Raw genomic sequence first — 23,727 nt, 5'->3', positions numbered from 1 at the left:
CGTGCCGCTCACGGTGTGAAGGTGACGGGCAGATGGGCGGCCCCGGCCCCGGTGGGCGGGACCTGGAGGGTCTTGAGGGCGAATTCCATGACCTGTTTGTAGATGGGACCGCAGATCTGGCCGCCGAAGTAGCTGCCCTGGGTGGCGTTCTGGATGGCGCAGTAGACGGTGATCCGGGGGTTGTCGGCGGGTGCGAATCCGGCGAACGACGAGGTGTAGCCGTGGTACTTGCCGGTGGCCGGATCCACGCGGTTGGCCGTACCGGTCTTGCCCGCCACCCGGTAGCCCGGGATACGGGCCTTGGCGCCGGTGCCCTCCTCGTCGTCCACGACGGACTCCAGCATCTGGGCGAGGGTCTTCGCCGTCTTCTCGCTCACGACCCTGGTCTTCTTGGGCCGGGGCGCCGGAGTGAAGCGTCCGTCGGGCCCCTTGGTGCCGCGCACCAGTGTCGGCTCGACGCGTACGCCGCCGTTGGCGATCGTCGAGTAGACGGAGGCCGCCTGCATCGCGTTGATCGACACGCCCTGGCCGAAAGGAATCGTGTACTGCTGCGAGGTCGACCACTTGGCGGCCGGCGCGAGGATGCCGGAGGTCTCGCCCGGGAAGCCGAGCCCGGTGGGGAGGCCGATGCCGAACTTGCGCATGTACGAGTACAGGACCTCGTTGGCCTGCTTCTGCGTCTTGCCGAGCTGTCCCGCCGCCAGGATGGTGCCGATGTTGCTGGACTTGGCGAGCACGCCGTTGAGCGTCAGGTTCCAGGTCGGGTGGTCGATGTCGTCCTGGAAGAGCCGGTCGCCGCGGTGCAGCCGGTTGGGCACGACGACATGTGTCTCGGGTGTGGCGACGTTCTCCTCCAGCACGGCGGCCATGGACATGACCTTGGCGGTGGAGCCGGGCTCGTACGCGTCCTGGAGGGCCGCGTTGCCGAGGGCCGCCGAGCTGGCCTTGGACAGGTCGTTGGGGTCGAAGCCGGGCGAGTTGGCCATGGCCAGGATCTCGCCGGTCCTGGTGTCCTGCACCATCACGTAGCCGCGGTCCGCCCCGGACTTCTCCACCTGCTCGGTGATGGCGTTCTGCGCGGCCCACTGGATGTCGCGGTCGATGGTCAGCTCGACGTCGGAGCCGGCCACGGCGGGGGTCTCGGTGGAGCCCGCGGTGGGCACCAGACGGCCGCCGGACTGGGCGTAGCGGATCTTGCCGTCCTTGCCGGTGAGCTCCTTGTTCAGCTGCTGCTCGATCCCGCCTCCGCCCTTGCCCTCGGCGTTGACCCAGCCCAGTATCCCGGCGGCGAGGTCGCCGTTCGGATAGACGCGCTTGCTGCTGGGGTCCTGGAAGACGCCCGCGAGGACGTTCACGGTGCTCCCGTCGCTCTCGGCCTTTTTGGTGAGGGCGGTCTTCAGGTCCTTGATCTGCTTCCAGACCTGGGGGGTCTGACGGCGGGCGAGCAGGACGTACTGCGTGTTGCTGGTCCTGAGCTTCTCGGTGAGCGTCGCCTGGTCCTGGCCGAGGATCGGCGCGAGGAGCGCGGCGGCCTGCTCGGGACCGTCGTCGATCTTGAGCTGCTTGCGGGTGAACATCGTGGGGTCGGCCGTGATGTCGTTGGCGTCCACGCTGATCGCGAGCGCCACTCCCCCGCGGTCGGTGATGCCGCCGCGCTCGGCGGTCAGGACATGGCCGACGTACCGGTTCTTGTCGGCCTTGGCGGCATACGTGCTCGCGTCGACGGCCTGCACCTGGAGCAGCCGTACGACGAAGGCGATCATCACCAGGGTGAGCGCCAGGCTGACCATGCGCAGCCGGGGCCGGGGGCTGCCGAGCCGGATCGTGCGCGGGGCGGGGCCGCGGGACGGGGCGGGGCGGCGCGCGGGGCGGGCGCCCGGGCCGGGTCGGCGCTGGTTGCCGGGGCGTACGGGCCTGGCGGGTCCGGGCACGCGGCGGCGCGGCGGTTCCCTGTCGGACACTTCCGTCACCTGCCGGTAGTCGAGGAGGGGAGTGCGGGCTGGGTGGTCGTGGCGGGTGCGCCGAGGGGGTGCGACTGCGCGGGCGGCGGCGCCGGGTACGGGGAGAGGACCTCGGGCGGGCGCACCGCCGAGGTCCGCAGCGAGGACTGCCCGGCGGCTCGGGGGACGCCCTTGACGGTGCCGTCGGGATCGAGGAAGGCCGGGTCGCCGCCGGGGACCATGCCGAGTTCGCGGGCGCGGCGCTGGAGGGCGTCGGGGGCGGAGTAGGCGTCCACGTCCCGCTGGAGCGCCTGCTCCTCGTCGGTGAGGCTCTTCGTCTCCTTCTGGAGGTCGTCGAGCTTGAACGAGCCCTCACTGAGCGCGGAGTTCAGTACCAGGAGGCCGATGAGTCCGCCGCCGAGCAGCAGGACGACCAGCAGGACGAAGGGGGCGCGGGCGGCCTGTCCCGCGCCGGCCGGGAAGAGCCGCGCGAGCCGCGCGGCCCGGCCCTTCAGTTGAGGTTTCCCGCTCACGCGCCCTCCCCTTCGTCTCATGTCGTACGACTCACTCGGCGTCCTCGCGGATGCGCTGCGCGCCGCGCAGCCGCGCCGGGGCGGCCCGCCGGTTCTCGGCGATCTCTTCCTCGGTGGGAAGTTCGGCACCACGCGTGAGGAGCTTGAGCCGGGGCTGGTAGCGCTCGGGGACCACCGGCAGACCGGGCGGCGCGGTGGTGGCGGCACCGGCCGCGAACACCTGCTTCACCAGGCGGTCTTCGAGCGAGTGGTACGACAGGACGGCGATCCTGCCGCCGACGGCGAGCGCCTTCACGGCCGCGGGAATCGCCCTCTCCAGGACGGACAGCTCACCGTTGACCTCGATGCGCAGGGCCTGGAAGGTGCGCTTGGCGGGGTTGCCGCCGGTGCGCTTGGCGGCCTGCGGGAGCGAGTCACGGATCAGTTCCACCAGCCGCGCGCTGTTGCTGAACGGCTCCTTCTCGCGCTCGCGCACGATGGCCGAGACGATCCGCTTGGCCTGCTTCTCCTCGCCGTACGCCCGCAGGATCCGGACGATCTCGCCCGGCGGGTAGGTGTTGAGGACCTCGGCGGCGCTGATGCCGGTCGTCTGGTCCATGCGCATGTCGAGGGGGGCGTCCTGGGCGTAGGCGAAGCCGCGGTCGGCCTCGTCGAGTTGCATGGAGGAGACGCCGAGATCGAACAGGACGCCCTGGACGCGGGGCACGCCCAGCCGGTCGAGTACGTCGGGCAGCTCGTCGTAGACCGCGTGCACCAGGGTGGCGCGGTCACCGAAGGGGGCGAGCCGCTCACCGGACAGGCGCAGCGCCTCCTTGTCCCGGTCCAGGGCGACGAGCCGGGCTTCGGGGAACTGCGTCAGCAGCGCCTCGCTGTGGCCGCCGAGACCAAGGGTGCAGTCGACGACGACGGCTCCTGGCTCGGTGAGGGCCGGGGCCAGCATGTCCAGGCACCGCTGGAGCATGACCGGGACGTGTCGACTCTGGCTCAAGGGGCCCTCTCAGGTCCGGCGCGGGGCGCACGCACCGCCGGGTCCCCGCCCTCCCCCGGCTGACGCTGGGAGGTGCCCCCGGTGACGGGGAGGCCTGCCGGCGCCGGAAGCGTCAGCGGACCGGAGCGGGAGGAGGCCGAGCCGTACGTACGCGCCGCGCACGCGGGGAGATTCCGGCACATGGCCGAGGTCTCCTGGGGTGAACAATCCGCAGGGAGAGCGCCTCGCCTCCCACTTCGCGTCACTTTAGTCCACCCTGTCTTCCGGTCAATCAACCGGCCTGCGCGTCGCGTACCCCCGCCCCGGCGAAGCCGCAAATCCATGGCAATCACCCATACGGGCACTGAGCAACCCCTCGTGTGGGTTACCTCACAACACGTCACGATGGCGTTCTTTGTCCCCACTCACAGCGCGCCCCGACCGCAGGTGACCAGTACCGTCATAGGTATGACGACTTCCGCATCCGTTCCCACTGAACCCGAAGACGCCATATCCACCGACGGCACCGTGACCGACCGCCTGATCGACGCGAACCAGCGGTACGCCGCCGCGTTCTCCGACCCCGGCATGGACGCGCGCCCCGTCCTGCACGTCGCCGTGGTCGCCTGCATGGACGCCCGGCTCGACCTGCATGCCGCGCTCGGCCTGGAACTGGGCGACTGCCACACCATCCGCAACGCGGGCGGTGTGGTCACCGACGACGTGATCCGCTCCCTCACCATCAGCCAGCGGGCGCTCGGCACCCGCAGCGTGGTCCTCATCCACCACACCGGCTGCGGTCTGGAGTCCCTCACCGAGGACTTCCGGCACGAGCTGGAGATGGAGGTCGGACAGCGTCCGGCCTGGGCGGTCGAGGCCTTCCGGGACGTCGAACAGGACGTTCGGCAGTCCATGCAGCGCGTACGGACCTCCCCGTTCCTGCTGCACACCGACGACGTGCGCGGCTTCGTCTTCGACGTGAAAACGGGCCGGCTGCGCGAGATCGACCCCGCCTAGCCGTCCTGCCGGCGCCCCACAGGGCACTCTCGTCACGGAAAAAGCCCCGGTCCCGGCATTGCAATAGGTCGTAAGTCCGGCATATCGCGGCCAGTTATCCACAGGCGAGTGACACGAACCGGTAACGGCAACAAGAATGCGGGTGTGACGTCACGCGGAACTATGCGCGTGGTGTCCGTGTTTCGGGGTGGGCCGGTCCGCATCGCAGAGCGTCGGCCCGGAGAAAGAACGGGCCGAGGAGGGCCGGGTGACGACCTATGACGATCGAGCGAGCCTTACAGATCTGACCGCCACTGTGGAGCGCGTCCGCAGTTCGGTGGAAGGAGTGATCGAAGGCAAGCCAGAGGTCGTACGGCTTTCGCTGACCGTGCTGCTCGCCGAGGGACATCTTCTGATCGAGGATGTCCCGGGCGTCGGCAAGACCATGCTCGCCAAGGCACTGGCGCGGTCCATCGACTGCTCGGTGCGGCGTATCCAGTTCACGCCCGACCTGCTGCCCTCGGACATCACGGGTGTGTCCATCTGGGACCAGCAGCGCCGGGAATTCGAGTTCAAGCCGGGCGCGATCTTCGCGCAGATCGTGATCGGCGACGAGATCAACCGCGCCTCGCCCAAGACGCAGTCCGCGCTCCTGGAGTCGATGGAGGAACGCCAGGTCACGATCGACGGGCACACCTATGAGCTGCCGAGCCCGTTCATGGTGGTGGCCACGCAGAACCCGGTCGAGATGGAGGGCACCTACCCGCTTCCGGAGGCCCAGCGCGACCGCTTCATGGCCCGGGTCTCCATCGGCTATCCGAGCGCCGAGGCCGAGCTGGAGATGCTCGACATCCACGGCGGGGTGAACCCGCTGGACGACCTCCAGCCGGTGGCGCACGCGCACGAGATCGTGAAGCTGGTCGACGCGGTGCGCTCGGTCCATGTCGCCGAGTCGGTCCGCAGGTACGCGGTGGACCTGGTCGCGGCCACGCGCACCCACCCCGACCTGAGACTCGGCGCCTCGCCGCGGGCCACGCTGCACCTGCTGCGCGCGGCGAAGGCGTCCGCCGCGCTCAGCGGCCGGGAGTACGCCCTGCCGGACGACGTACAGGCGCTCGCCGTGGCCGTCCTGGCCCACCGCCTGCTGCCCACCGCTCAGGCCCAGCTGAACCGTCGTACGGCGGAACAGGTCGTCCAGGAGATCCTTCAGCGCACCGCCGTGCCGGCGACGCCCCAGCAGCAGGCGGGCTTCACCACGGGCCGTGGCGCCTTCGGCCAGCAGCCACCCCGGAGGCTGTGATGACGCAAGGGGCGCCGGCCCCCACCCCCGAGGAGGACAAGGGCGGGCTGCGCACGGCCCTCGCCGGTCTCACCACGCGCGGGCGCTCCTTCCTGGCCGCCGGCATCGCTGCCGCCATCTGCGCCTACGTCCTGGGGCAGAGCGATCTGCTCCGGGTCGGTCTGCTGCTGGCCGTGCTGCCGCTGGTGTGCGCGACCGTGCTGTACCGCACGCGCTACCGGGTCGCGGGCAGCCGCCGGCTGTCCCCGGGGCGCGTGCCCGCCGGTTCCGAGGCCCGGGTCCATCTGCGGATGGACAACGTCTCGCGGCTGCCCACCGGACTGCTGATGCTCCAGGACCGGGTGCCGTACGTGCTCGGGCCGCGCCCCCGGTTCGTCCTGGACCGGGTGGAGGCGGGCGGGCGCCGCGAGGTGTCCTACCGCGTGCGCTCCGATCTGCGCGGCCGCTACCCGCTGGGCCCGCTCCAGCTGCGGCTCACCGACCCGTTCGGCATGTGCGAGCTGACCCGCTCCTTCTCGACGTACGACACCCTGACGGTCATCCCGCGCGTGGAGCCGCTGCCGCCTGTACGGCTGAGCGGCGAGGCGAAGGGGTACGGCGACGGGCGGCAGCGCGCACTGGCGCTGGCGGGCGAGGACGACGTGATCCCGCGCGGGTACCGGCACGGTGACGATCTGCGCCGGGTCCACTGGCGGCTGACCGCGCGCTACGGCGAGCTGATGGTCCGCCGTGAGGAGCAGCCGCAGCGGTCCCGCTGCACGGTGTTCCTCGACACCAGGGGCCTCGCCTTCCAGGGCGCGGGCCCGGACTCGGCGTTCGAATGGGCGGTCTCGGGTGCGGCGTCCACGCTGGTGCACATGCTCGAACGGGGCTTCTCGGTGCGGCTGCTGACGGACACCGGCAGTTCGGTGCCCGCCGAGGGGGCCGACGGGTTCGCGGGCGCGAGCCAGGAGTCGGCCGACGCGGCCGGACTGATGATGGACACCCTCGCGGTGATCGACCACTCGGACGGCACGGGCCTGTCCCACGCCTACGACGTGCTGCGCGGGGGCAACGAGGGCCTGCTGGTCGCCTTCTTCGGCGACCTCGACGAGGAACAGGCCACGGTGGTCGCCAAGATGCGCCCGCGCAGCGGTGGGGCGGTGGCGTTCCTGCTGGACAGTGAGAGCTGGGTGCGCGAGGCGGCCGATGTGCCGGGCCCCTTGGACAAGAGCGAGGAGCGGCTGCGGATGCTGCGCGAGGCGGGCTGGACGGCGCTGAAGGTGCCACGGGGAGCCGGACTCGCCGACCTGTGGCGCCAGGCGGACCGACAGCGCATGGGCATCGGCGCCGGAAGCGGTACGGAGGGACGGTCATGAGCGGGCGCGCCCGCCTGGCGCTGTGTGCCGCGGCGGCGACGCTGATGGCATCGTGCGCGCTGCTGCCGCTGGTCGATCCGCCGACCTGGCTCTTCCAGGCGGCGTTCCTGGTGGCGGTGCAGACCGGGGTCGGGGCGCTGACCCGGCGGGTCCCACTGGCCCGGCCGCTGACCATCGCCTGCCAGGTGCTGGTCACCCTGCTGCTGCTGACCCTGACGTTCGCCCGGGAACAGGCCCTCGCCGGCTTCATCCCCGGGCCGGACGTCTTCCAACGCTTCGGGGAGTTGCTCCAGTCGGGCACGGACGATGTCGGGCGTTACGCGATACCCGCGCCGCTGTCTCCCGGGATCCGGCTGATGATGGTCGGCGGCGTCCTGGTGATCGGGCTCGCGGTCGACGCGCTGGCGGTGACGTTCCGCACCGCGGCCCCGGCCGGACTGCCGCTGCTCGCCCTGTACTCGGTGGCCGCGGGGCTGTCCGACGGCGCGGCCGACTGGCTGTGGTTCGTGGTCGCGGCCGCGGGCTATCTGATGCTGCTGCTGGCCGAGGGCCGCGACCGCCTCTCCCAGTGGGGGCGCGTCTTCGGCGGCGCGGCCCGGGCGCCGGGCACCGACTCCGGCGGCGCCGTGGCACCCGTGCGCACCGGCCGGCGCATCGGCGCGGTCGCGCTGGGCGTCGCCCTGATCGTGCCGCTCGGCCTGCCCGCGCTCGACGGCGGGCTGCTGGACGGTGCCAGGACCGGCGTGGGCGCCGGGACCGGCGACGGCGGCACGATCTCCGCGGTGAACCCGCTGGTGTCGCTGCGCGACAGTCTGAACGTGGATCAGGACCGCCAGGTCATGTCGTACCGCACCAACACCGAGAACACCCGGGACATGTATCTGCGGATCGTCTCCCTGGACGACTTCGACGGCACGTCCTGGAAGCCGGCCCAGCGGCACATCGTCGGGGTGCCGGACACCTTCCAGACGCCGATCGGGCTCGGCACCGACATACGGCGGACCGAGATCGAGACCCGTGTCTCGGCGGCGGACTGGTACGCGCAGGACTGGCTGCCGATGCCGTACCCCGCGACCGGTGTGCAGATCAAGGGCAAGTGGCGGTACGAGCCGATCGGGCGCACGCTCGTCGGCGACCACGGCCAGAACACCCGGGGTGCGCAGTACACGGTCAAGAGCCTGATCGTGCAGCCGACCGCGGAACAGCTCGCCCTGTCACCCGAGCCGCCGGCGGCGCTGAAGCGCGAGTTCACCAAGGTGCCCGACTCGCTGCCGGCCGTGGTGGCCAGGACGGCACGCGAGGTCACGGACGGCTCGGCGAACCACTACGAGCAGGCGGTCAAGCTCCAGGACTACTTCGCCGTGAACGGCGGGTTCACGTACGACACCCAGGTGCAGGCGGGCAGCGGCTCCGCGGCGATCGCCCGGTTCCTGAAGCAGAAGCAGGGCTTCTGCGTCCACTTCTCCTTCGCGATGGCCGCGATGGCGCGGACGCTGGGGATACCGGCCCGGGTCGCGGTGGGCTTCACTCCGGGCTCGCCGCAGGCGGACGGCTCGATGTCGGTGGGGCTGCGGGACGCGCACGCCTGGCCCGAGCTGTACTTCGAGGGCGTGGGCTGGACCCGCTTCGAGCCGACCCCGAACCGGGGGACGACGCCGACGTACACGCAGTCGGACACCCCGTCCGGTGACAGTCCCGATGTGCCGAAGCCGACGCGGTCGGCGTCCGCCGCACCGTCGGCCGCGCCGTCGGCGAGTGCGAGCTGCTCGGCCCAGGAGCGGAAGCTGGAGGCGTGCCCGAGCCAGTCGGCGCAGGCCGTGGCGGGCTCGGGCGACGCCGGTCCGCCGTGGTACGGGATCCTGCTGTGGACCCTGGTGGGGCTCGTGGTGCTGGTGCTGCCGTTCCTGCCGATGCTGTGGCGGATGCGGGTGCGGGCCGTACGGCTCGGTACGCACGGCCGTACGGAGGAGAGTGCGGCGGCCCACGCCCTGGCGGCCTGGCAGGAGGTGACCGATACGGCGTGGGACCACGGGATCGCGCCGGACGAGTCCCAGACACCGCGCAAGGCCGCGGCCCGGATCGCCCGTCTCGGTCATCTGGATCCCGCGGCCGCGGCAGCGGTGCACCGGCTGGCGGCGGCGGTGGAACAGGTTCTGTACGCGCCGCGCCCCCGCCCGACGGCGGGGCTGGCGGAGGACGCCCGCCTCGTCGGGAGTGCCCTGAACTCCACGGTGAGCCGCCCGACACGCCTGCGTGCTCTGCTGGCGCCGCGTTCAGCTGTCCGGATGGCCTGGGCGGTGTCCGACCGCTGGACGGCGCTGAGGACGAACCTGGCGGCCCGTCGGCCGACCCTGCCGAGACGGCCGTCGAGCCAGAACGGTTGAACGGCTGGCTGAACGGCTGACTGGCACTGCCGATTGGCACGGCCGTTTGAACCGGCTCATGTCAGACGCCCCGTCCGCCCGGGTTCGCCCGGCGGGCGGGGCGTTCGCGTGGGTGGCCGGGGCGGGGGGCGGCGTTGGCTGTTGGGCTGGCTGTGGGGCTCCGCCGGCACCCCGGGCCCGCGGAAACTGCGGAGGACTGGTGAGGCTGCGGGGATGTGGCTGCTGCGGTGCCCCGGCTATGGCTGCGGCTGCGGCTGCGGCTGCGGCTGCGGCTGCGGCAGGGACCGTGCGGGGGGCCGTTGGAGGTCGGCTCAGGGCGTGCGTAAGGGGTGACCACCTGCTGTGGGTGGTCACCCCTTACGCATGTCTTCGACTGCCGCCCGGAGGGCCTAGTGGCCTTGCTCGTCGCGACGGCGCTGCCAGCGCTGTTCGATGCGGTCCATCATGGAGCGGCGCCGGCGCGGCTGTCGGCGGGCCCCGGGCGCACCGGCGGCCGACTGCTCACCCGGCTTGGGGGCCTTGCGCCAACCGGTGACGGCGAGCACCGCACAGCCCAGCATGACGAGGAACCCCACCACACTGATCCAGATCTGCTGTGCGACCATTCCGGCCATGAGGAGCGCGATACCCACCAGGAAGCCCGCGACCGCCTGGTAAACCCGTCGCCGGGTGTACGTACGCAGCCCGCTTCCCTCAAGCGCTGTCGCGAACTTGGGATCTTCGGCGTACAGCGCTCGCTCCATCTGCTCGAGCATTCGCTGCTCGTGCTCCGAGAGCGGCACGGAGTCCTCCTCATCGTGCAGTCGCCGGGGCGACTGGGGGTCCCCTTCAGGATAGGCAGGGAATCGCCCCCTTGAAACCCGCCCCTCTACGCCAATTGGCCAACCGAAACCGCCATGACGGGTTCCGACTCGCTGAAGCTTGCATTCCCCAGCGGCCGACCCGTCATGCCGGACGGTCTCCCCCGATCATACGGCGCGCACCGCCCGATCGGGGGGCCTGTGGCGTACTCCATCTGCCGCCAAGGCCCTGATCAGCGACGCGTCAGGGAGGCGGCTCAGGCGTCGGCCGCCGCCTGCGTCTCACCCAGTACGTGGAGCTGTGTGGCCACGGAGTGGAACGCGGGGAACTCGGCCGCCGCCTCCTCCAGCTTGAGCAGTGCGTCCAGGGCTCCCGGCTCGGTGTCCACGAGGACGCCGGGGACCAGGTCCGCGAAGACCCGGACGCCGTGCACGGCCCCGACCCGCAGGCCCGCGCCCTCGACGAGAGCGGTCAGTTGCTCGACGGTGAAGCGGTGCGGCACGGGGTCACCCTCGCCCCAGCGGCCGTTCGGGTCCTCCAGCGCCTGTTTGGCCTCCTTGAAGTGCCCGGCGAGGGCGCGTGCGAGCACGGCTCCGCCGAGTCCGGCGGCCAGCAGGCTGAGGACACCCTCGGGACGCAGCGCGGCCACCGCGTTGCGGACGCCCTCCGCGGGATCGTCCACGTACTCCAGGACGCCGTGGCAGAGCACCGCGTCGTAGCCGCCGCGCTCGACCACGTCGAAGAGGCCGTGGGCGTCGCCCTGAACGCCCTTCACGCGGTCGGCGACGCCGGCCTCGGCAGCCCGGCGCTCCAGCGCGAACAGCGCGTTGGGGCTGGGGTCGACGACGGTGACGCGGTGGCCGAGGCGGGCCGCGGGCACCGCGAAGTTGCCGCTGCCGCCTCCGGTGTCGAGGACGTCGAGCGCGTCCCGCCCCGTGGCCTTGACGCGGCGGTCGAGGGCGTCCTTGAGGACCTCCCAGACCACGGCGGTACGGAGAGAAGCGCGGGGGCGCATCGGGTCCGACACGGCAGTTGACTCCTCGGCGCGGCACCGCCTTCTGTACGGCGGAGCGATTCGGGGTGCCTTCCGACCTCGGTACCAGGCGGAAGGCTTCAGGCGCCTCCACCCTATTGCCTCCGGCCGGGTGCCCAGCGCCCCCGTCCACGCAGCGAACCACCCGGCGGACCGCGCGTCATTCGTGCGCCGTTCGGTTACCCCGCACGGCGGGCCGCGCGCCGTGCGTCACCCCGTCCCGAACCGGGCCGGTACGCCGCCGGGCCGGTACGCCACCGGCCCGGCCCGGGTTCACCCCGCGTCCGGGTTCACCCCGCGTCCGGCACCTCCCGGTCACCCCGGTCGTCGTCCTGGCGTGGCTGGGGCAGGACCGGCTGGAGGACGAGCATCCGCTCGACGAGGCGGAGGAACATCGCCACGTCGCGTATCAGGTCGTCGGCGTCGCGGTTGCTCGCCGCGCCCTGGATGCCGGCCTCGGCGCGGGCGCGGCGGCCCGCCCCCGAGGCGAACAGCGCGCTCCACTCGCTGAGTTCCGGCGCTATCTCGGGGAGCACTTCCCAGGCGCTCCGGATCCTGGCGCGGCGTCGCGCGTTCGGCTCCGGTCGCGCCCGCGCCGCGAGTACGGCGGCAGCGGTGCGCAGGGCTGCCAGATGCGCCGTGGCATACCGCTCGTTGGCCATGTCGAGGCCGGTCGCCTCTTCGAGACCGGCGCGGGCCTGGGCAAGCAGGTCGAGGGCGGCGGGCGGGGCCGTGGCCCGGCGCAGCACGGGGTGCACATCGCCCGCCTGGCCGGTCAGTGAGGGTGCAGGGCCGGGGGCGCGGCGCCGACGGGCGGCGGCTGCGTTGGAGCTGGCCATGACGAACCTCCTGTCGTCTGCGTGACGGCACTGTGGCCGTATGTGCCCATCGTGAGGTATGCCACTGACAATCCGATCTGACCTGGGCTTTTGCATCGCTCAAGGGTTCGGGGTAGTTTTTGCACTGACCAGTCAGTTCAAAAATGGGGCCCCCGACCAGACCGCCGCCGCAGGGCAGCGATGGCGGATCAAAGGGGGCATGGAGGGTACGTGGCCGGGGACGTGACGGGGGACGTGGAAGGGGGCGTGGAGGGGGACATGCGGGAGAACAGGCCGGCAGACACCCAGCGGGACACGCAGGCGGACGCAGACGCGGACGCACGAACGGACACACAGGCGGACACACAGGCGGACACACAAGGCGGCCTCGACGGGCCAAGGGCACCCGTCGGGATCGCCGTCGGCGCCGAGAACTTCGGGCTGAAGGGGCCGCGCGGCTGGGCCTTCCGCGGCGTCGGCTTCGACGCCGCGCCCGGTTCGCTGATCGCCGTCGAGGGGCCCTCCGGGTCCGGCCGGACCTGCCTGCTGCTGGCGCTCACCGGACGCATGAAGCCCACCGAGGGGCACGCCACGGTCGGCTCCCTCCGACTGCCGAAGCAGATGTCGGCCGTACGCCTGATCAGCGCGCCGGCCCATGTCCCCGGCGTCACCGACCTCGATCCGGCCCTGACCGTCGGGGAGCACCTCGGCGAACGGGCGTTGCTGGAGCGACGCTACGGCGGTTCGCTGCGCGGGCTGCTGCGGCCGCGTGCGGAGCGCACGACGGAGGCGAAGCTGCGGATCGACACCGCGCTGGCCGCCGCCGGACTCGACCGGGAGGCGCTGCCCAAGGGCTCCCGGACCGCCGTACGCGACTTGGAACGCCTTCAGGCCCTGCGGCTGTCCATCGCTCTCGCCCTGATCGGCCGCCCGCGCCTGCTGGCCGTCGACGACACCGACCTCAAGCTCTCGGACGCCGAACGGGCCGAGGTCTGGACCCTGCTGACCTCGCTCACCGAGTCCGGGACCACGGTCGTGGCGGTGTGCAGCGAAGCCCCGGCGGGTGCCGTCGTGGTGTCCACCCGGCAGGCCGCCGAGCCCACCCACGGGACCCCCGACGCCCACGAGACCCACGAGACCCACGCGGCCTCCAAGACACCCGAGACGCTCGAGACGAACGACAAGGAGACGGCGGATGCGCTCCCCGAAGCTGGCCGCGCTTGAGCTCAGGCGCTTCGGCAGGGGCAAGCTGCCCCGCGCCGCGCTGGCCGCGCTCATGCTGCTGCCCCTGCTGTACGGCGCTCTCTACTTGTGGTCGTTCTGGGATCCGTACGGCCGGCTCGACCGCATCCCCGTGGCGCTCGTGAACGACGACCAGGGGGCGACCGCCGCCGGCAAGAAGGTCACCGCGGGCGACGACATCACCAAGGGACTGCGCGAGAGCGAGACCTTCCAGTGGCACGAGGTGAGCGCCGCGGAGGCCAGGAAGGGCGTGGAGGACGGGACGTACTACCTGTCGCTGACCATGCCGTCCGACTTCAGCAAGCGGATCGCCTCCAGCTCCGGGGACTCCCCCGAGACGGGCGCTCTCCAGGTGCGCACGAACGACGCGAACAACTACATCGTCGGGCAGATCTCGCGGACGGTGTTCAGCGAGGTGCGCACGGCCGCGTCCACGAAGGCGTCCCGCTCGTTCCTCGACAAGATCTTCATCTCCTTCTCGGACATCCACGGGGAGACCGAGAAGGCGGCGAAGGGCGCCGACAAGCTCACCGGGGGGATCGGCAAGGCCAAGAAGGGCTCCAAGGACCTCGCCGACGGCCTGAAGGACGCCAAGGCGGGCAGCGGGAAGCTGTCGAGCGGCCTCAAGAAGCTCGACACGGGCGCGGGTGACCTCCAGGACGGTGCACGCCAGGTCGCGGGCGGCACGCAGGCGCTGGCCGACAAGGTCGGCGGCGCGGCGGACCAGGTGCGGCCCTTCTTGAAGAACAACGGCCGGACGATCGCCGACACCGCGACCACGGTGGCCGATTCCGCGGGCGTCATCCGCAAGCACCTCGACGCCTTCGTCACCACCGCCCCGCTGGCAGAGAGCGGTACCCGTAAAGCGTCCGAGACGCTGAACGGCGTCTACGAAAGGCGCTGCGAGAACCAGCTCGTGCCCGACCCGGCGTGCGACGACCTCAAGAAGGCGAAGGACGCCGCGGCGGACGCGGCGCGGCTCACCGCGGACGTGAACACGGTGGTGCAGGACTACCACGGCGACATGACCGCCCTCGAAAAGGACCTGGTGACCCTTCAGCGCCAGGCCAGGGCCCTCGCCAAGGCGGCACCGCATCTCTCCGAGGACCTCGACGACGCCGTCACCAAGGTCGACGCCCTCAACAAGGGGGCCGCCAAGGTCGCCAAGGGCGCCGGAACACTGCACACCGGGCTCGGCACGGCCAAGACCGGTGCGGCGGACCTCGACACGGGCGTCGGCAAGCTGCAGACGGGCGCGACCGACCTCACCGGGGGCATGTACAAGCTCGTCGACGGCTCCGGGAAGCTCGCCGGCGGCCTGCACGACGGCGCCGACCAGATCCCCGACTACGACAAGCAGGACCGCGACGCACGCACCCAGGTCATGGCCGACCCCGTGCAGCTCGCCTCCAGGGACCTGCACAACGCGCCCAACTACGGCACCGGCTTCGCCCCGTACTTCATCCCGCTCTCCCTGTGGGTGGGCGCGATGGTGGCGTACATGCTGATCCAGCCGCTCAACCGGCGCGCGCTCGCGGCGGGCTCCTCGGCCTGGCGGATCGCCCTCGCGGGCTGGCTGCCGGTGGCCGCCGTGGGCGTGCTGCAGACCGCGGCCCTCATGTCGGTGCTGCACTGGGCGATCGGCCTGGAGATGGCGCGGGCGGCCGGGACGGTGGGCTTCCTGTTCCTGGTGACGGCGTGCTTCGCGGCGATCGTGCAGTGGCTGAACGCGCGCTTCGGAGCGGCGGGCCGGATCCTCGTCCTCGCCCTCCTGATGCTCCAGCTGACGTCCGCGGGCGGCACCTACCCCGTGCAGACCAGTCCGGGCTTCTTCAACGCGCTCCACCCCTTCCTGCCGATGAGTTACGTCGTCGAGGCCCTGCGCAGGCTCATCTCCGGTGGCGGTCTGGGTCCCGTCTGGCAGGCGTGCGCCGTGCTGGTGGCCTTCACCGCGGGCGCCCTCGCGCTCACCGCCCTGTCCGCGCGCCGCAAGCAGGTGTGGACCCTCGACCGGCTGCACCCGGAGCTGAGCCTGTGACCGTGCGAGCGACTGTTCCTGTGACAATCAACGCCATGGACAGCAGCAAGACCAAGCACGGCGGCACCGCCACGGCGGGCGGCGGCCGTCGCGAGGCGACCCGGCAGAAGCTCTACGAGGCGGCCGTCACCCTCATCGCGGAGCAGGGGTTCTCCGCCACCACGGTGGACGAGATCGCCGAGCGCGCCGGAGTCGCGAAGGGCACGGTCTACTACAACTTCGCAAGCAAGTCCGTCCTCTTCGAGGAGTTGCTGCGGCACGGCGTGGGACTCCTCACCGCCTCCCTCCGCGAGGCGGCGGAGAAGACCGCGCGTGAGGGCGGCAGCAAGGTCGACGCCCTCGACGCGATGATCCGGGCCGGACTCGTCTTCATCGACCGCTACCCGGCCTTCACCCAGCTGTACGTGGCCGAGCTGTGGCGTACCAACCGGGCATGGCAGTCCACCCTGATGGTGGTCAGGCAGGAGGCCGTCGCGGTCGTCGAGGACGTGCTGCGCGAGGGCGTGGCGGGCGGCGAGCTCAGCGACGAGATCGACATCCAGCTGACGGCGGCCGCCCTGGTCGGCATGGTCCTGGTGGCCGCCCTGGACTGGCAGTCCTTCCAGCCGGAACGCTCCTTGGACGATGTCCACGCGGCACTGTCCCGGCTGCTCCAGGGCCGCGTCAGCGGCAGCCGCTGACCTGGGGCCGCCGGCCCACACGAAAGCGCCGGTTCGATGTGGCCGCGTCCCCCGCGGGCCACCTCGAACCGGCGCTTCGCCGTGCTCCCCCGTACTTCCCCCGTACTTTTCCCCGTGCTCCCCCGTACTTCCCCCGCTGTGTCCCCCAGGTGGTCTCTCCCGGGTCCCCCTGTGTCTCGCTCCCGCCGACAGGTCGGCGGAAGGAGCGGCCAAGGGCGCGGGATCCGTTCCGCCGCCCCGTGTCGGCGGTACCGGAGCCGCGCCCCTTTCCGTGTCTCCACTCTCTCGTTCACGCAGGTCGGAGCTCATCCGCGCGCGTACTCATCTCACTCCCTGGGTACGGGTACTCAGTCGTACGCACTCATGCCCAGGCCGTGCTGTTGCCGACTGGTTACGATCGCGTCCGTGTCCGTACTCCCCCTGGTCTTCACCAGCGGCTGGGCCAGCGGCATCAACGCCTACGCGGTGGTGCTGCTCCTCGGCGTCTTCGGTGCGACCGGTCTGAGCGACGACGTCCCCGAGTCCCTTCAGCGCCCTGAGGTCCTGATCACCGCCGGGGTTCTGTTCCTGTGCGAGGCGGTCGCCGACAAGATCCCGTACGTGGACTCGGCATGGGACGCGGCGCACACCGTGATCCGGCCGGCCGCCGGGGCCTGGGTGGGCGCGCTGCTCGCCGGGCAGAGCGGCTCGCTCTCCGATGTGGCGGCGGGCGCGATCGGCGGGTCGACCGCGCTGGCGAGCCATGCCGTCAAGGCCGGGACCCGCATGGCGATCAACGCCTCGCCCGAGCCGTTCAGCAACGTGATCATGAGCGTGGCCGAGGATCTCGGGGTCGGCGGGATCGTCACGTTCGCGATGTTCCATCCGGAGGCGGCCGCCGTCATCGCCGGAGTGCTGCTGCTCCTCGGGCTGCTGACGCTGTTCTTCCTCGTCTCGCGGATCAGACGGTTCCTAAGGCGCAGGGCCCAGCGACGGGAGGAGAGACGGCTGGCGCGGCGGCTGGGACCGCCCGGCTGACCTCCCCGGACGGGATTGTCGGTGGCGGCCGATAAAGTCCCTGGCATGGCACGGATTGCGGTGATCGGCGCCGGGATGGGCGCGATGGCGGCTGCCGCCCGGCTGGCCGTCGCGGGCCACCGGGTGGCGGTGTACGAGCGCGCGGCGACGTACGGCGGAGCGGTGGGCCGCTTCGCACGCGACGGCTTCCGCTTCGACACGGGCCCGGGGCTGCTGCCGCTGCCCGCGGTCCACCGCGACCTGTTCGTCAAGACCGGCAAGGAGCCGCTGGAGGCGTGCGTCGAGCTGGTCCAGGTGGATCCGTCGTCGCGGCATGTCTTCGCGGACGGCACCGCGGCCTCGCTGCCGAACGCCTCACGCGCGGGAGTCGTCACCGCGCTCGACGAGGCCCTCGGAGCGGGCGCCGGCGGACGCTGGGGCGACTTCCTGGTCCGGGCCCGCGAGGCCTGGGACCGGACGCGCCGACCGCTCCTGGAAGAGCCCCTGTGGCCGAACTGGGAGGTGCTGGCCGAGCGCGACCCCTATCCGGCGGTGCCGCACAAGCGGCTGCTGCGCACCCGGCGGGCGGGCACCCTCGCGGACATCGGCGCCTGGGAGCTGCGCGACCCCAGGCTCGCCTCGCTCCTGGAGAGCCACGCGCTGGCCTACGGCCTGGACCCCCGGGTCACCCCGGCGAGCGCGGCGGTGCTGCCGTACATGGAGCACGCCTTCGGCACCTGGTACGTCCGCGGCGGGATACGGGAGTTGGCCCGCGCGGTCCACGAGCGCTGCCTGGCCCGGAAGGTCGAGTTCGTCTTCGGCGCGGAGGTCACCGGGATCGTCGAGAAGGACGGCCGGGCGGCAGGGCTGGAGCTGGCCGACGGGACGGTCGCGGAGGCGGACCATGTGGTGGCGGGCGTCGCACCCGGCGTCCTGGACCGCCTCACCGCCGGGAGGGCGGTGCGGGGTGACGGCGATGTCGGACCGCGGCGCGGGGTGCCGAGCCGGCTGACGGTGCTGCTGGCGCTGCGCGGCACACGCCCCGAGGGCACCGCGCACCGGACGGTCGTCCACACCACCGACCGGCAGGGCGAGTTGGACCGGCTCTTCGGCGAGCCCGCGGGACTCCCGGCGACGCCCACGCTGACCGTGCTGCGCCCCGACGACCCCGGGCTGGTTCCCGACGGTGGGCACGAGGCGGTCACCCTGACCCTCCCGGCGCCCTCGGGTCTGCGCGTGACCGAGTCCGACGTGGACCGGATCCTGGGGGTCGCCGAGCGCGCGATACCCGACCTGCGCGACCGCCTCCTCTGGCACGAGACCCGTACGCCGGACGACATCGCGCAGGCCACCGGTGCGCCCGGCGGCGCGATCCCGGCGCCGGCCCTCGCCGCGGCGGACGGCCGTCTGCTGCACCCGGCGAACACCACACGTATGCCCGGGCTGTTCACCGTGGGCGGCTGGTCCCACCCCGGCGGCGGCCTCCCCCACGCGGGCATGTCGGGCGCGCTGGTGGCCGGACTGATCGTGGAGGGACCGGACTTCCGGGGCTCACAGTGACCGGCTCCCCGTAAGGCGTCGGACCACGCGCGAGGGCCCGGCGGCAGTCACCGCCGGGCCCTCGGCACACGTGCTCCCGCCCGCTCTGAGCCGGGACCGGCTCAGAACCGGTACTGCTCGTCGTACCCGTGCGCGTTGCCGTCCCCGCCACCGTTCCCCTGGTACGGATACGGCTGCTCGGGCGGGAGTTCGCCGCCGTACGCGTCGTCGGTGGTGCGCTGCTGCGGCACCCAGACGCCACCCGGCGGAGTCTCGCCGCCATAGGTGCCGGTGGCGTAGGAATCCTGGCCGTACGCCTGCTGACCGTACTGCTGCTGGCCGCCGTACGAGGCGTCGTAGGAGCCGCCGCCGTAGGTCTGCGTGCCGATGTACGGGTCGGAGTAGGCGGCGTACTGCTGCTGGCCGTTGTCGTAGCCGTACTGCTGCTGGTCGTAGCCCGCGTAGCCGTCGTACGCGAAGTTCTGGTCCGGCGTCTGGGCCGCGGCCGCGTAGGACGGGTCCGTCGCGGCCGCGTACGCGGCGTCGCTGTAGACGCCGTACGAACCGGTGTCGTCGGGCAGGGGCTGGGGCTCGTACACGGCGGTGCTCTCGGCCGCGGCCTCGGCGGGCTGCGGGCGGGTGAACACATCGTCGTGGTCCGGGTCGTACGCCTCCTCCCGGCGGTACGTTCCGGCAGCCGTCGGCTGTAGGTCGGTGACCTCCAGCGTCGGCTCCTGACGCGCTGCCTCGCCCCGGCGGCGCTTGCTGCCGCCGCTCTCGCGCGGGCGGTTGCCGACGGCCCAGCCGGCCGCGAAGCCGCGGCGGAAGGAAAGCGTGACGTACGTCTGTCCGACCGCGAACGCGGCAGCGCCCAGGCCGATGACGATGACGGAGGGGATCAGCACACCGAGCACCACGCCGAGGAAGCCGCCGAAGGCGAGCAGCCGCCAGCGCAGCCGCGCCTTGTACTGCAGCAGCACCTCGCCCAGCAGCCACAGCGCGACGATGCCGAACGCGATGTAGAGGACCGTCCAGCCCATGTACGCCCCTATCCCTGTGGTCGCTACGCAGTGTGTCGTACGACGATGCGACCGGTCTAGGCCTGCTGTGGGTGGTGCAGTCCCAGATTTTCGTAGATCTCCAGCGTCGCGGTGGAGTTGTTCAGCGTAATGAAGTGAAGTCCGGGGACTCCCTCGGCCAGCAACCTCGCGCAGAACTCCGTGGCGAACTCGATGCCAATGGAGCGTACAGCCGCCGGATCGTCTTTGGCTGTGAGGATCCGCTCTTGCAGAACGGACGGGATCGCGGCGTTGCTGAGCTGTGGCAGCCGTTCCAGCATCTTCACACTCGTCACCGGCATGATCTCGGGGATCACCGGGGTCTCGCAGCCGGCCGCGGCGACGCGGTCACGCAGCCGCAGATACGACTCGGGGTGGAAGAACATCTGGGTGATCGCGTAGTCGGCGCCGGCCCGGCACTTGTCGACGAAGCGCTCGACGTCGGCTTCCCAGTCGGCGGAGCGCGGATGCATTTCGGGGAAGGCCGCGACTCCCACGCAGAAGTCGCCCGACTCCTTGATGAGACGCACCAGTTCGGCCGCGTACGTCAGCCCCCTCGGGTGCGGCACCCACTCGCCCATCGGGTCGCCGGGCGGGTCGCCGCGCACGGCGAGCATGTTGCGGATCCCGGCGTCCGCGTACTGGCCGATGATGTTGCGCAGCTCCGCGATGGAGTGGTTGACCGCGGTCAGGTGCGCGACCGGGGTGAGCGTCGTGTCGGCGACGATCTGCTCGGTCTCCTTGACCGTGCCCGCGCGGGTGGAACCGCCGGCCCCGTAGGTCACGGAGACGAAGTCGGGGGCGACCGCCTCGACCCTCCTGAGCGCGCTCCACAGGTTCCGCTCGCCCTTGGGGGTCTTCGGCGCCGAGAACTCGAACGAGTACGTGGTCTTGCCGGACGCGAGCATGTCACGCACAGTGCGTGCGCGATCAGTCCTGGTGGATGCGGTTCCGAGGGCCATACCCGCAGGTTAGCCAGGGCCCGGCGGTCCCCCAACCGGATGACGGGCATTTGCCCGAATTGTCGACTTGTTGTCCACCCCTCGGACACCTGAGGGGTGGCTGCGCGGATGACCGCGCCGACGACTAGGCGTGACGGAGCCGCTTCGCGAACTCCTCCGCCGCCGCCTTCGGGTCGTCCGCCTCGGTGATCGCGCGCACGACGACGACACGGCGGGCGCCCGCTTCGAGAACCTCGTCGAGATTGCCGAGGTCGATGCCGCCGATGGCGAACCAGGGGCGGTCGGTGCCCAGGGCGGCCGTGTGGCGGACCAGGTCGAGGCCCGGGGCGTGCCGGCCGGGCTTGGTGGGGGTGGGCCAGCAGGGACCCGTACAGAAGTAGTCCACGCCCTCCTGGACGGCGGCGGCCTCGGCCTCGGCCTCGGCATGCGTGGAGCGGCCGATGAGGACGTCGGCGCCGAGGATCGCCCGGGCCGCCGGGACGGGGAGGTCGCCCTGCCCCAGGTGGAGCACGTCGGAGTCGACGGCGTGCGCGACGTCCGCCCGGTCGTTGACCGCGAGGAGCTTGCCGTGGCGGCGACAGGCGTCCGCGAAGACCTGGAGGTGCTCCAGCTCCTCGGCCGCCTCCATGCCCTTGTCGCGCAGCTGCACGATGTCGACGCCGCCGGCCAGGGCCGCGTCGAGGAACTCGGCGAGGTCACCCTGGCGCCTGCGGGCGTCCGTGCACAGATAGACGCGGGCGTCGGCGAGCCGGTCGCGGGCGGTGTCGGGCATGGTGGAGTTCCCCCGTTGTCGGTGGCTCACGGGCCGTCGGCCGGTGGCCTACGGACCGCCTGTCGGTGGCGTACGGACCGTCGGTCGGTGAACGTACGGACCGTCTCTCGGCGGTGTACGGACCGCGGCGGGGCATGGCCGGCCACGGTCCGTACACCGGACGGCTCTGTTCAGGTCAGACGGCGAGCGCCTGGGCGCGGCGCTTCACCTCCGTCCCACGATTCTCGCTCAGAGCCTGCGCGGGGGTACCGGGCAGGCTCTCGTCGGGCGTGAAGAGCCACTCGATCATCTCTTCGTCGGAGAAGCCGTCGTCCCGCAGGAGCGTCAGGGTGCCGGTCAGGCCCTTGACGACCTTGTCCCCGTCGATGAAAGCGGCGGGGACGTGCAGCGCGCGGTTCTCACCACGGCGTACGGCGATCACCTGGCCCTCCTTGACCAGCTGCCGGACACGCGTCACCTCGACGCCGAACTGTTCGGCGATGTCGGGGAGGGTGAGCCAGGCGGGGACGAGAGCATCAATCTTTGCGTCAATCTCGGTCACGCAACCAAGACTGCCATCCCGGACTGACAGTCGGTACCCGAGTCTCGCCCAGGTGGGGGTGAAATGGACATACTGCCCCCATCGAGGTGCTCCGCCCCCCTCGCCCGCGGCGGAACCGGGGAGTGCCCGAGAGTGCCCGGGGAGTGCTACACGACCGCCGCCTTCAGCGGGCGCGACGCGTCCGCCAGCAGCTCCGGGTTCATGGGGGCGCCCGACTCGATCAGCTTCCGGCCCTGGGCCAGGTCCCTCGGACGGCCCACCGCCAGAAGGGCGACCAGGCGCCCCTCACGCAGCCAGCACACCGTCCAGGCGGCCCCCTCCGGGTCCCCGCGCCACACCGTCGCGTCGGCGGTCGCGTGGTGGCCCACGTACTGGACGAACCGGCCGAACTGCTCCGACCAGAAGTACGGGACCGGGTCGTACGCCGCCGGGGCCTCCCCGATGATGTTCGCGGCCACCGTCCGCGGGCCCTGCAAGGCGTTGTCCCAGTGATGGACGAGCAGGCGCGCCTCGTAGCGTCCCGACGGGAAGGAGGCGCAGTCGCCGACCGCGTACACATCCGGCAGGGAGGTGCGCAGGTGGTTGTCGGCGAGGACCTCCTGGTGGGCGCCGAGCGCGATCCCGGAGCCGACGAGCCAGGCCGTGGCGGGACGGGCGCCGATGCCGACGACGACGGCGCCCGCGGGCACCCGCGAGCCGTTGTCGAGCACCACCGCGCCCGGCTCGATGCGCTCCACGCGCGCGTGGGTGAGAAGCCGCGCCCCGCTGTCGCCGTACCAGGCCGTCATCGGCGCGGCCACCTCGGCGGGCAGCGCCCCCGCGAGCGGCCGGTCCGCGGCCTCGACGACCGTGACCGCGCAGCCTGCCTCGCGCGCGGCCGTGGCGAACTCGGCGCCGATCCAGCCGGCCCCGACGACCACGATGTCGTGCTGCTGGGCGAGGACGGGACGCAGCCGCTCGGCGTCGTCCAGGGTGCGCAGCAGATGCACGCCCGGGACGCCCTCGGCGCCCGGCAGCTGGATCGGTTCCGCACCGGTGGCGGCGACCAGGACGTCGTACGGGACGGGGCCCGAGTCCGTGTCGAGTTCGTGGTCCTCCGGGCGCAGGCCGAGCGCCTCGCGGCCGAGCTGGAGCTCGATGCCGAGCGCCTCGAAGTCGACGTCGAAGGCGGAGCCCTCGGCCTTGCCGAGCAGCACGGCCTTGGACAGCGGCGGCCGGTCGTACGGCTGATGGGGTTCCGCGCCGATCAGCGTCACTCCGCCCGTGAAGCCCTGCTCCCGCAGGGCGACCGCGGTCTGCACCCCGGCCATGCCCGCGCCCACGACGACGACACGCCGCGCTGCCGTACGGCCTCGTTCCTGCGTCTGCTCGCTCACCTGATCACCATAGACAACTGACAGTTTGTCAGTCAGGGGGCGTGCTCAGTGACCTGCTCCACAACACTCGTCCCGTTGCCCGGCTGCGACTCCCACTCCCAGGTCTCCTGAAGACGCACACGGCCGTCCGCCAGCTCGATCACCGTGGAGACGCAGTGCCCGGACGATGTGGTCCCGTCGTGCTTCAGCTGCACGTACCGGAAGTCCAGGCGGTCCCCTTCACGCCTGCCCACGAGGTGGCCGCGTACGACATCGCCGCCCGCGTACTCGGCCCAGATCTCGCCGTCCTTCTCGTGGTACGTGAACCGGGTACGGGTACCCACCTGACCCGGCGCCTGGTCCGTGACCGGGGCGAGGACGAGTCCGTCGAGCGAACGGGCCATGGCAGGAGGC

21 protein-coding genes are annotated in these 23,727 nt (G+C 71.8%); 9 read left to right on the top strand and 12 right to left on the bottom strand.

Annotated features, from left to right (window positions below; genetic code table 11):
• Positions 1–8: 8 nt before the first annotated feature.
• From SAVERM_RS31500 to rsmH, 3 genes are read right to left on the bottom strand one after another with little or no spacing between them, the layout of a single operon-like run.
• Complete coding sequence (locus tag SAVERM_RS31500; protein WP_269966655.1) at positions 9–1,961, bottom strand: peptidoglycan D,D-transpeptidase FtsI family protein; 1,953 nt, start codon at positions 1,959–1,961, stop codon at positions 9–11.
• Between the two features lie 5 nt (positions 1,962–1,966).
• On the bottom strand, positions 1,967–2,473 hold the full coding sequence (ftsL, locus tag SAVERM_RS31495) for a cell division protein FtsL (protein ID WP_078234553.1): 507 nt from the start codon (positions 2,471–2,473) through the stop codon (positions 1,967–1,969).
• 31 nt (positions 2,474–2,504) lie between these two features.
• A complete protein-coding gene (rsmH, locus tag SAVERM_RS31490; protein ID WP_010987515.1) occupies positions 2,505–3,461 on the bottom strand; it encodes a 16S rRNA (cytosine(1402)-N(4))-methyltransferase RsmH in 957 nt (318 codons plus the stop codon).
• A gap of 447 nt (positions 3,462–3,908) precedes the next feature.
• On the opposite strand from rsmH, the gene SAVERM_RS31485 reads away from it, so the two are divergent.
• From SAVERM_RS31485 to SAVERM_RS31470, 4 genes are all read left to right on the top strand, one after another.
• Complete coding sequence (locus SAVERM_RS31485) at positions 3,909–4,457, top strand: beta-class carbonic anhydrase (RefSeq protein ID WP_010987514.1); 549 nt, start codon at positions 3,909–3,911, stop codon at positions 4,455–4,457.
• A 247-nt stretch (positions 4,458–4,704) separates the two neighbouring features.
• A complete protein-coding gene (locus SAVERM_RS31480; RefSeq protein WP_010987513.1) occupies positions 4,705–5,736 on the top strand; it encodes an AAA family ATPase in 1,032 nt (343 codons plus the stop codon).
• Positions 5,736–7,094: a DUF58 domain-containing protein gene (locus tag SAVERM_RS31475; protein ID WP_037646761.1), complete on the top strand. Its 1,359-nt coding sequence runs from the start codon at positions 5,736–5,738 to the stop codon at positions 7,092–7,094. The genes SAVERM_RS31480 and SAVERM_RS31475 overlap by 1 nt, the downstream gene beginning before the upstream one ends.
• Entirely contained in the window at positions 7,091–9,478 is a 2,388-nt protein-coding gene (locus tag SAVERM_RS31470) for a transglutaminase TgpA family protein (RefSeq protein ID WP_010987511.1), read from the top strand. The genes SAVERM_RS31475 and SAVERM_RS31470 overlap by 4 nt, the downstream gene beginning before the upstream one ends.
• 389 nt (positions 9,479–9,867) lie before the next feature.
• Here the strand turns inward: SAVERM_RS31470 and SAVERM_RS31465 are convergent, their stop codons facing one another.
• The 3 genes from SAVERM_RS31465 to SAVERM_RS31455 form a co-directional block, all read right to left on the bottom strand.
• A complete protein-coding gene (locus SAVERM_RS31465) occupies positions 9,868–10,260 on the bottom strand; it encodes a DUF3040 domain-containing protein (protein WP_010987510.1) in 393 nt (130 codons plus the stop codon).
• Positions 10,261–10,535: 275 nt separating this feature from the next.
• On the bottom strand, positions 10,536–11,306 hold the full coding sequence (locus SAVERM_RS31460) for a class I SAM-dependent methyltransferase (RefSeq protein WP_010987509.1): 771 nt from the start codon (positions 11,304–11,306) through the stop codon (positions 10,536–10,538).
• Between the two features lie 296 nt (positions 11,307–11,602).
• Positions 11,603–12,151: an SAV_6107 family HEPN domain-containing protein gene (locus SAVERM_RS31455; protein ID WP_010987508.1), complete on the bottom strand. Its 549-nt coding sequence runs from the start codon at positions 12,149–12,151 to the stop codon at positions 11,603–11,605.
• Positions 12,152–12,331: 180 nt separating this feature from the next.
• Here SAVERM_RS31455 and SAVERM_RS31450 point away from each other — a divergent pair, with 180 nt between their 5' ends.
• From SAVERM_RS31450 to SAVERM_RS31430, 5 genes are all read left to right on the top strand, one after another.
• The gene (locus tag SAVERM_RS31450; RefSeq protein WP_010987507.1) at positions 12,332–13,354 is read left to right on the top strand and encodes an ATP-binding cassette domain-containing protein; all 1,023 of its coding nucleotides are present in this window, start codon (positions 12,332–12,334) and stop codon (positions 13,352–13,354) included.
• Positions 13,326–15,410: a YhgE/Pip domain-containing protein gene (locus SAVERM_RS31445; RefSeq protein WP_010987506.1), complete on the top strand. Its 2,085-nt coding sequence runs from the start codon at positions 13,326–13,328 to the stop codon at positions 15,408–15,410. Before SAVERM_RS31450 ends, SAVERM_RS31445 begins: the two co-directional genes overlap by 29 nt.
• A gap of 35 nt (positions 15,411–15,445) precedes the next feature.
• Positions 15,446–16,090 (top strand): TetR/AcrR family transcriptional regulator, encoded by a 645-nt coding sequence (locus SAVERM_RS31440; RefSeq protein ID WP_037646907.1) that lies wholly within the window; start codon positions 15,446–15,448, stop codon positions 16,088–16,090.
• Positions 16,091–16,495: 405 nt separating this feature from the next.
• Positions 16,496–17,107 (top strand): DUF4126 domain-containing protein, encoded by a 612-nt coding sequence (locus tag SAVERM_RS31435; protein ID WP_037646756.1) that lies wholly within the window; start codon positions 16,496–16,498, stop codon positions 17,105–17,107.
• Positions 17,108–17,152: 45 nt separating this feature from the next.
• The gene (locus tag SAVERM_RS31430) at positions 17,153–18,646 is read left to right on the top strand and encodes a phytoene desaturase family protein (RefSeq protein WP_010987503.1); all 1,494 of its coding nucleotides are present in this window, start codon (positions 17,153–17,155) and stop codon (positions 18,644–18,646) included.
• A 101-nt stretch (positions 18,647–18,747) separates the two neighbouring features.
• On the opposite strand, the gene SAVERM_RS31425 is transcribed toward SAVERM_RS31430, so the two are convergent.
• From SAVERM_RS31425 to SAVERM_RS31400, 6 genes are all read right to left on the bottom strand, one after another.
• Positions 18,748–19,665, bottom strand: coding sequence for an SCO2102 family sporulation regulator (locus tag SAVERM_RS31425; protein WP_010987502.1), 918 nt, complete (start codon positions 19,663–19,665; stop codon positions 18,748–18,750).
• Positions 19,666–19,721: 56 nt separating this feature from the next.
• Complete coding sequence (gene metF, locus SAVERM_RS31420) at positions 19,722–20,645, bottom strand: methylenetetrahydrofolate reductase [NAD(P)H] (RefSeq protein WP_010987501.1); 924 nt, start codon at positions 20,643–20,645, stop codon at positions 19,722–19,724.
• Between the two features lie 124 nt (positions 20,646–20,769).
• On the bottom strand, positions 20,770–21,417 hold the full coding sequence (gene thiE / locus SAVERM_RS31415) for a thiamine phosphate synthase (protein WP_037646754.1): 648 nt from the start codon (positions 21,415–21,417) through the stop codon (positions 20,770–20,772).
• Positions 21,418–21,592: 175 nt separating this feature from the next.
• A complete protein-coding gene (locus SAVERM_RS31410) occupies positions 21,593–21,958 on the bottom strand; it encodes an Rv2175c family DNA-binding protein (RefSeq protein ID WP_010987499.1) in 366 nt (121 codons plus the stop codon).
• 146 nt (positions 21,959–22,104) lie between these two features.
• Positions 22,105–23,334, bottom strand: coding sequence for an NAD(P)/FAD-dependent oxidoreductase (locus tag SAVERM_RS31405; protein ID WP_010987498.1), 1,230 nt, complete (start codon positions 23,332–23,334; stop codon positions 22,105–22,107).
• Between the two features lie 32 nt (positions 23,335–23,366).
• The gene (locus SAVERM_RS31400) at positions 23,367–23,717 is read right to left on the bottom strand and encodes an avidin-fold protein (protein WP_037646751.1); all 351 of its coding nucleotides are present in this window, start codon (positions 23,715–23,717) and stop codon (positions 23,367–23,369) included.
• Between the last annotated feature and the right edge of the window lie 10 nt (positions 23,718–23,727).

It is taken from the genome of Streptomyces avermitilis MA-4680 = NBRC 14893, from assembly GCF_000009765.2.
Taxonomy (GTDB): domain Bacteria; phylum Actinomycetota; class Actinomycetes; order Streptomycetales; family Streptomycetaceae; genus Streptomyces; species Streptomyces avermitilis.
This window is presented reverse-complemented; position numbering and strand designations above follow the sequence as displayed.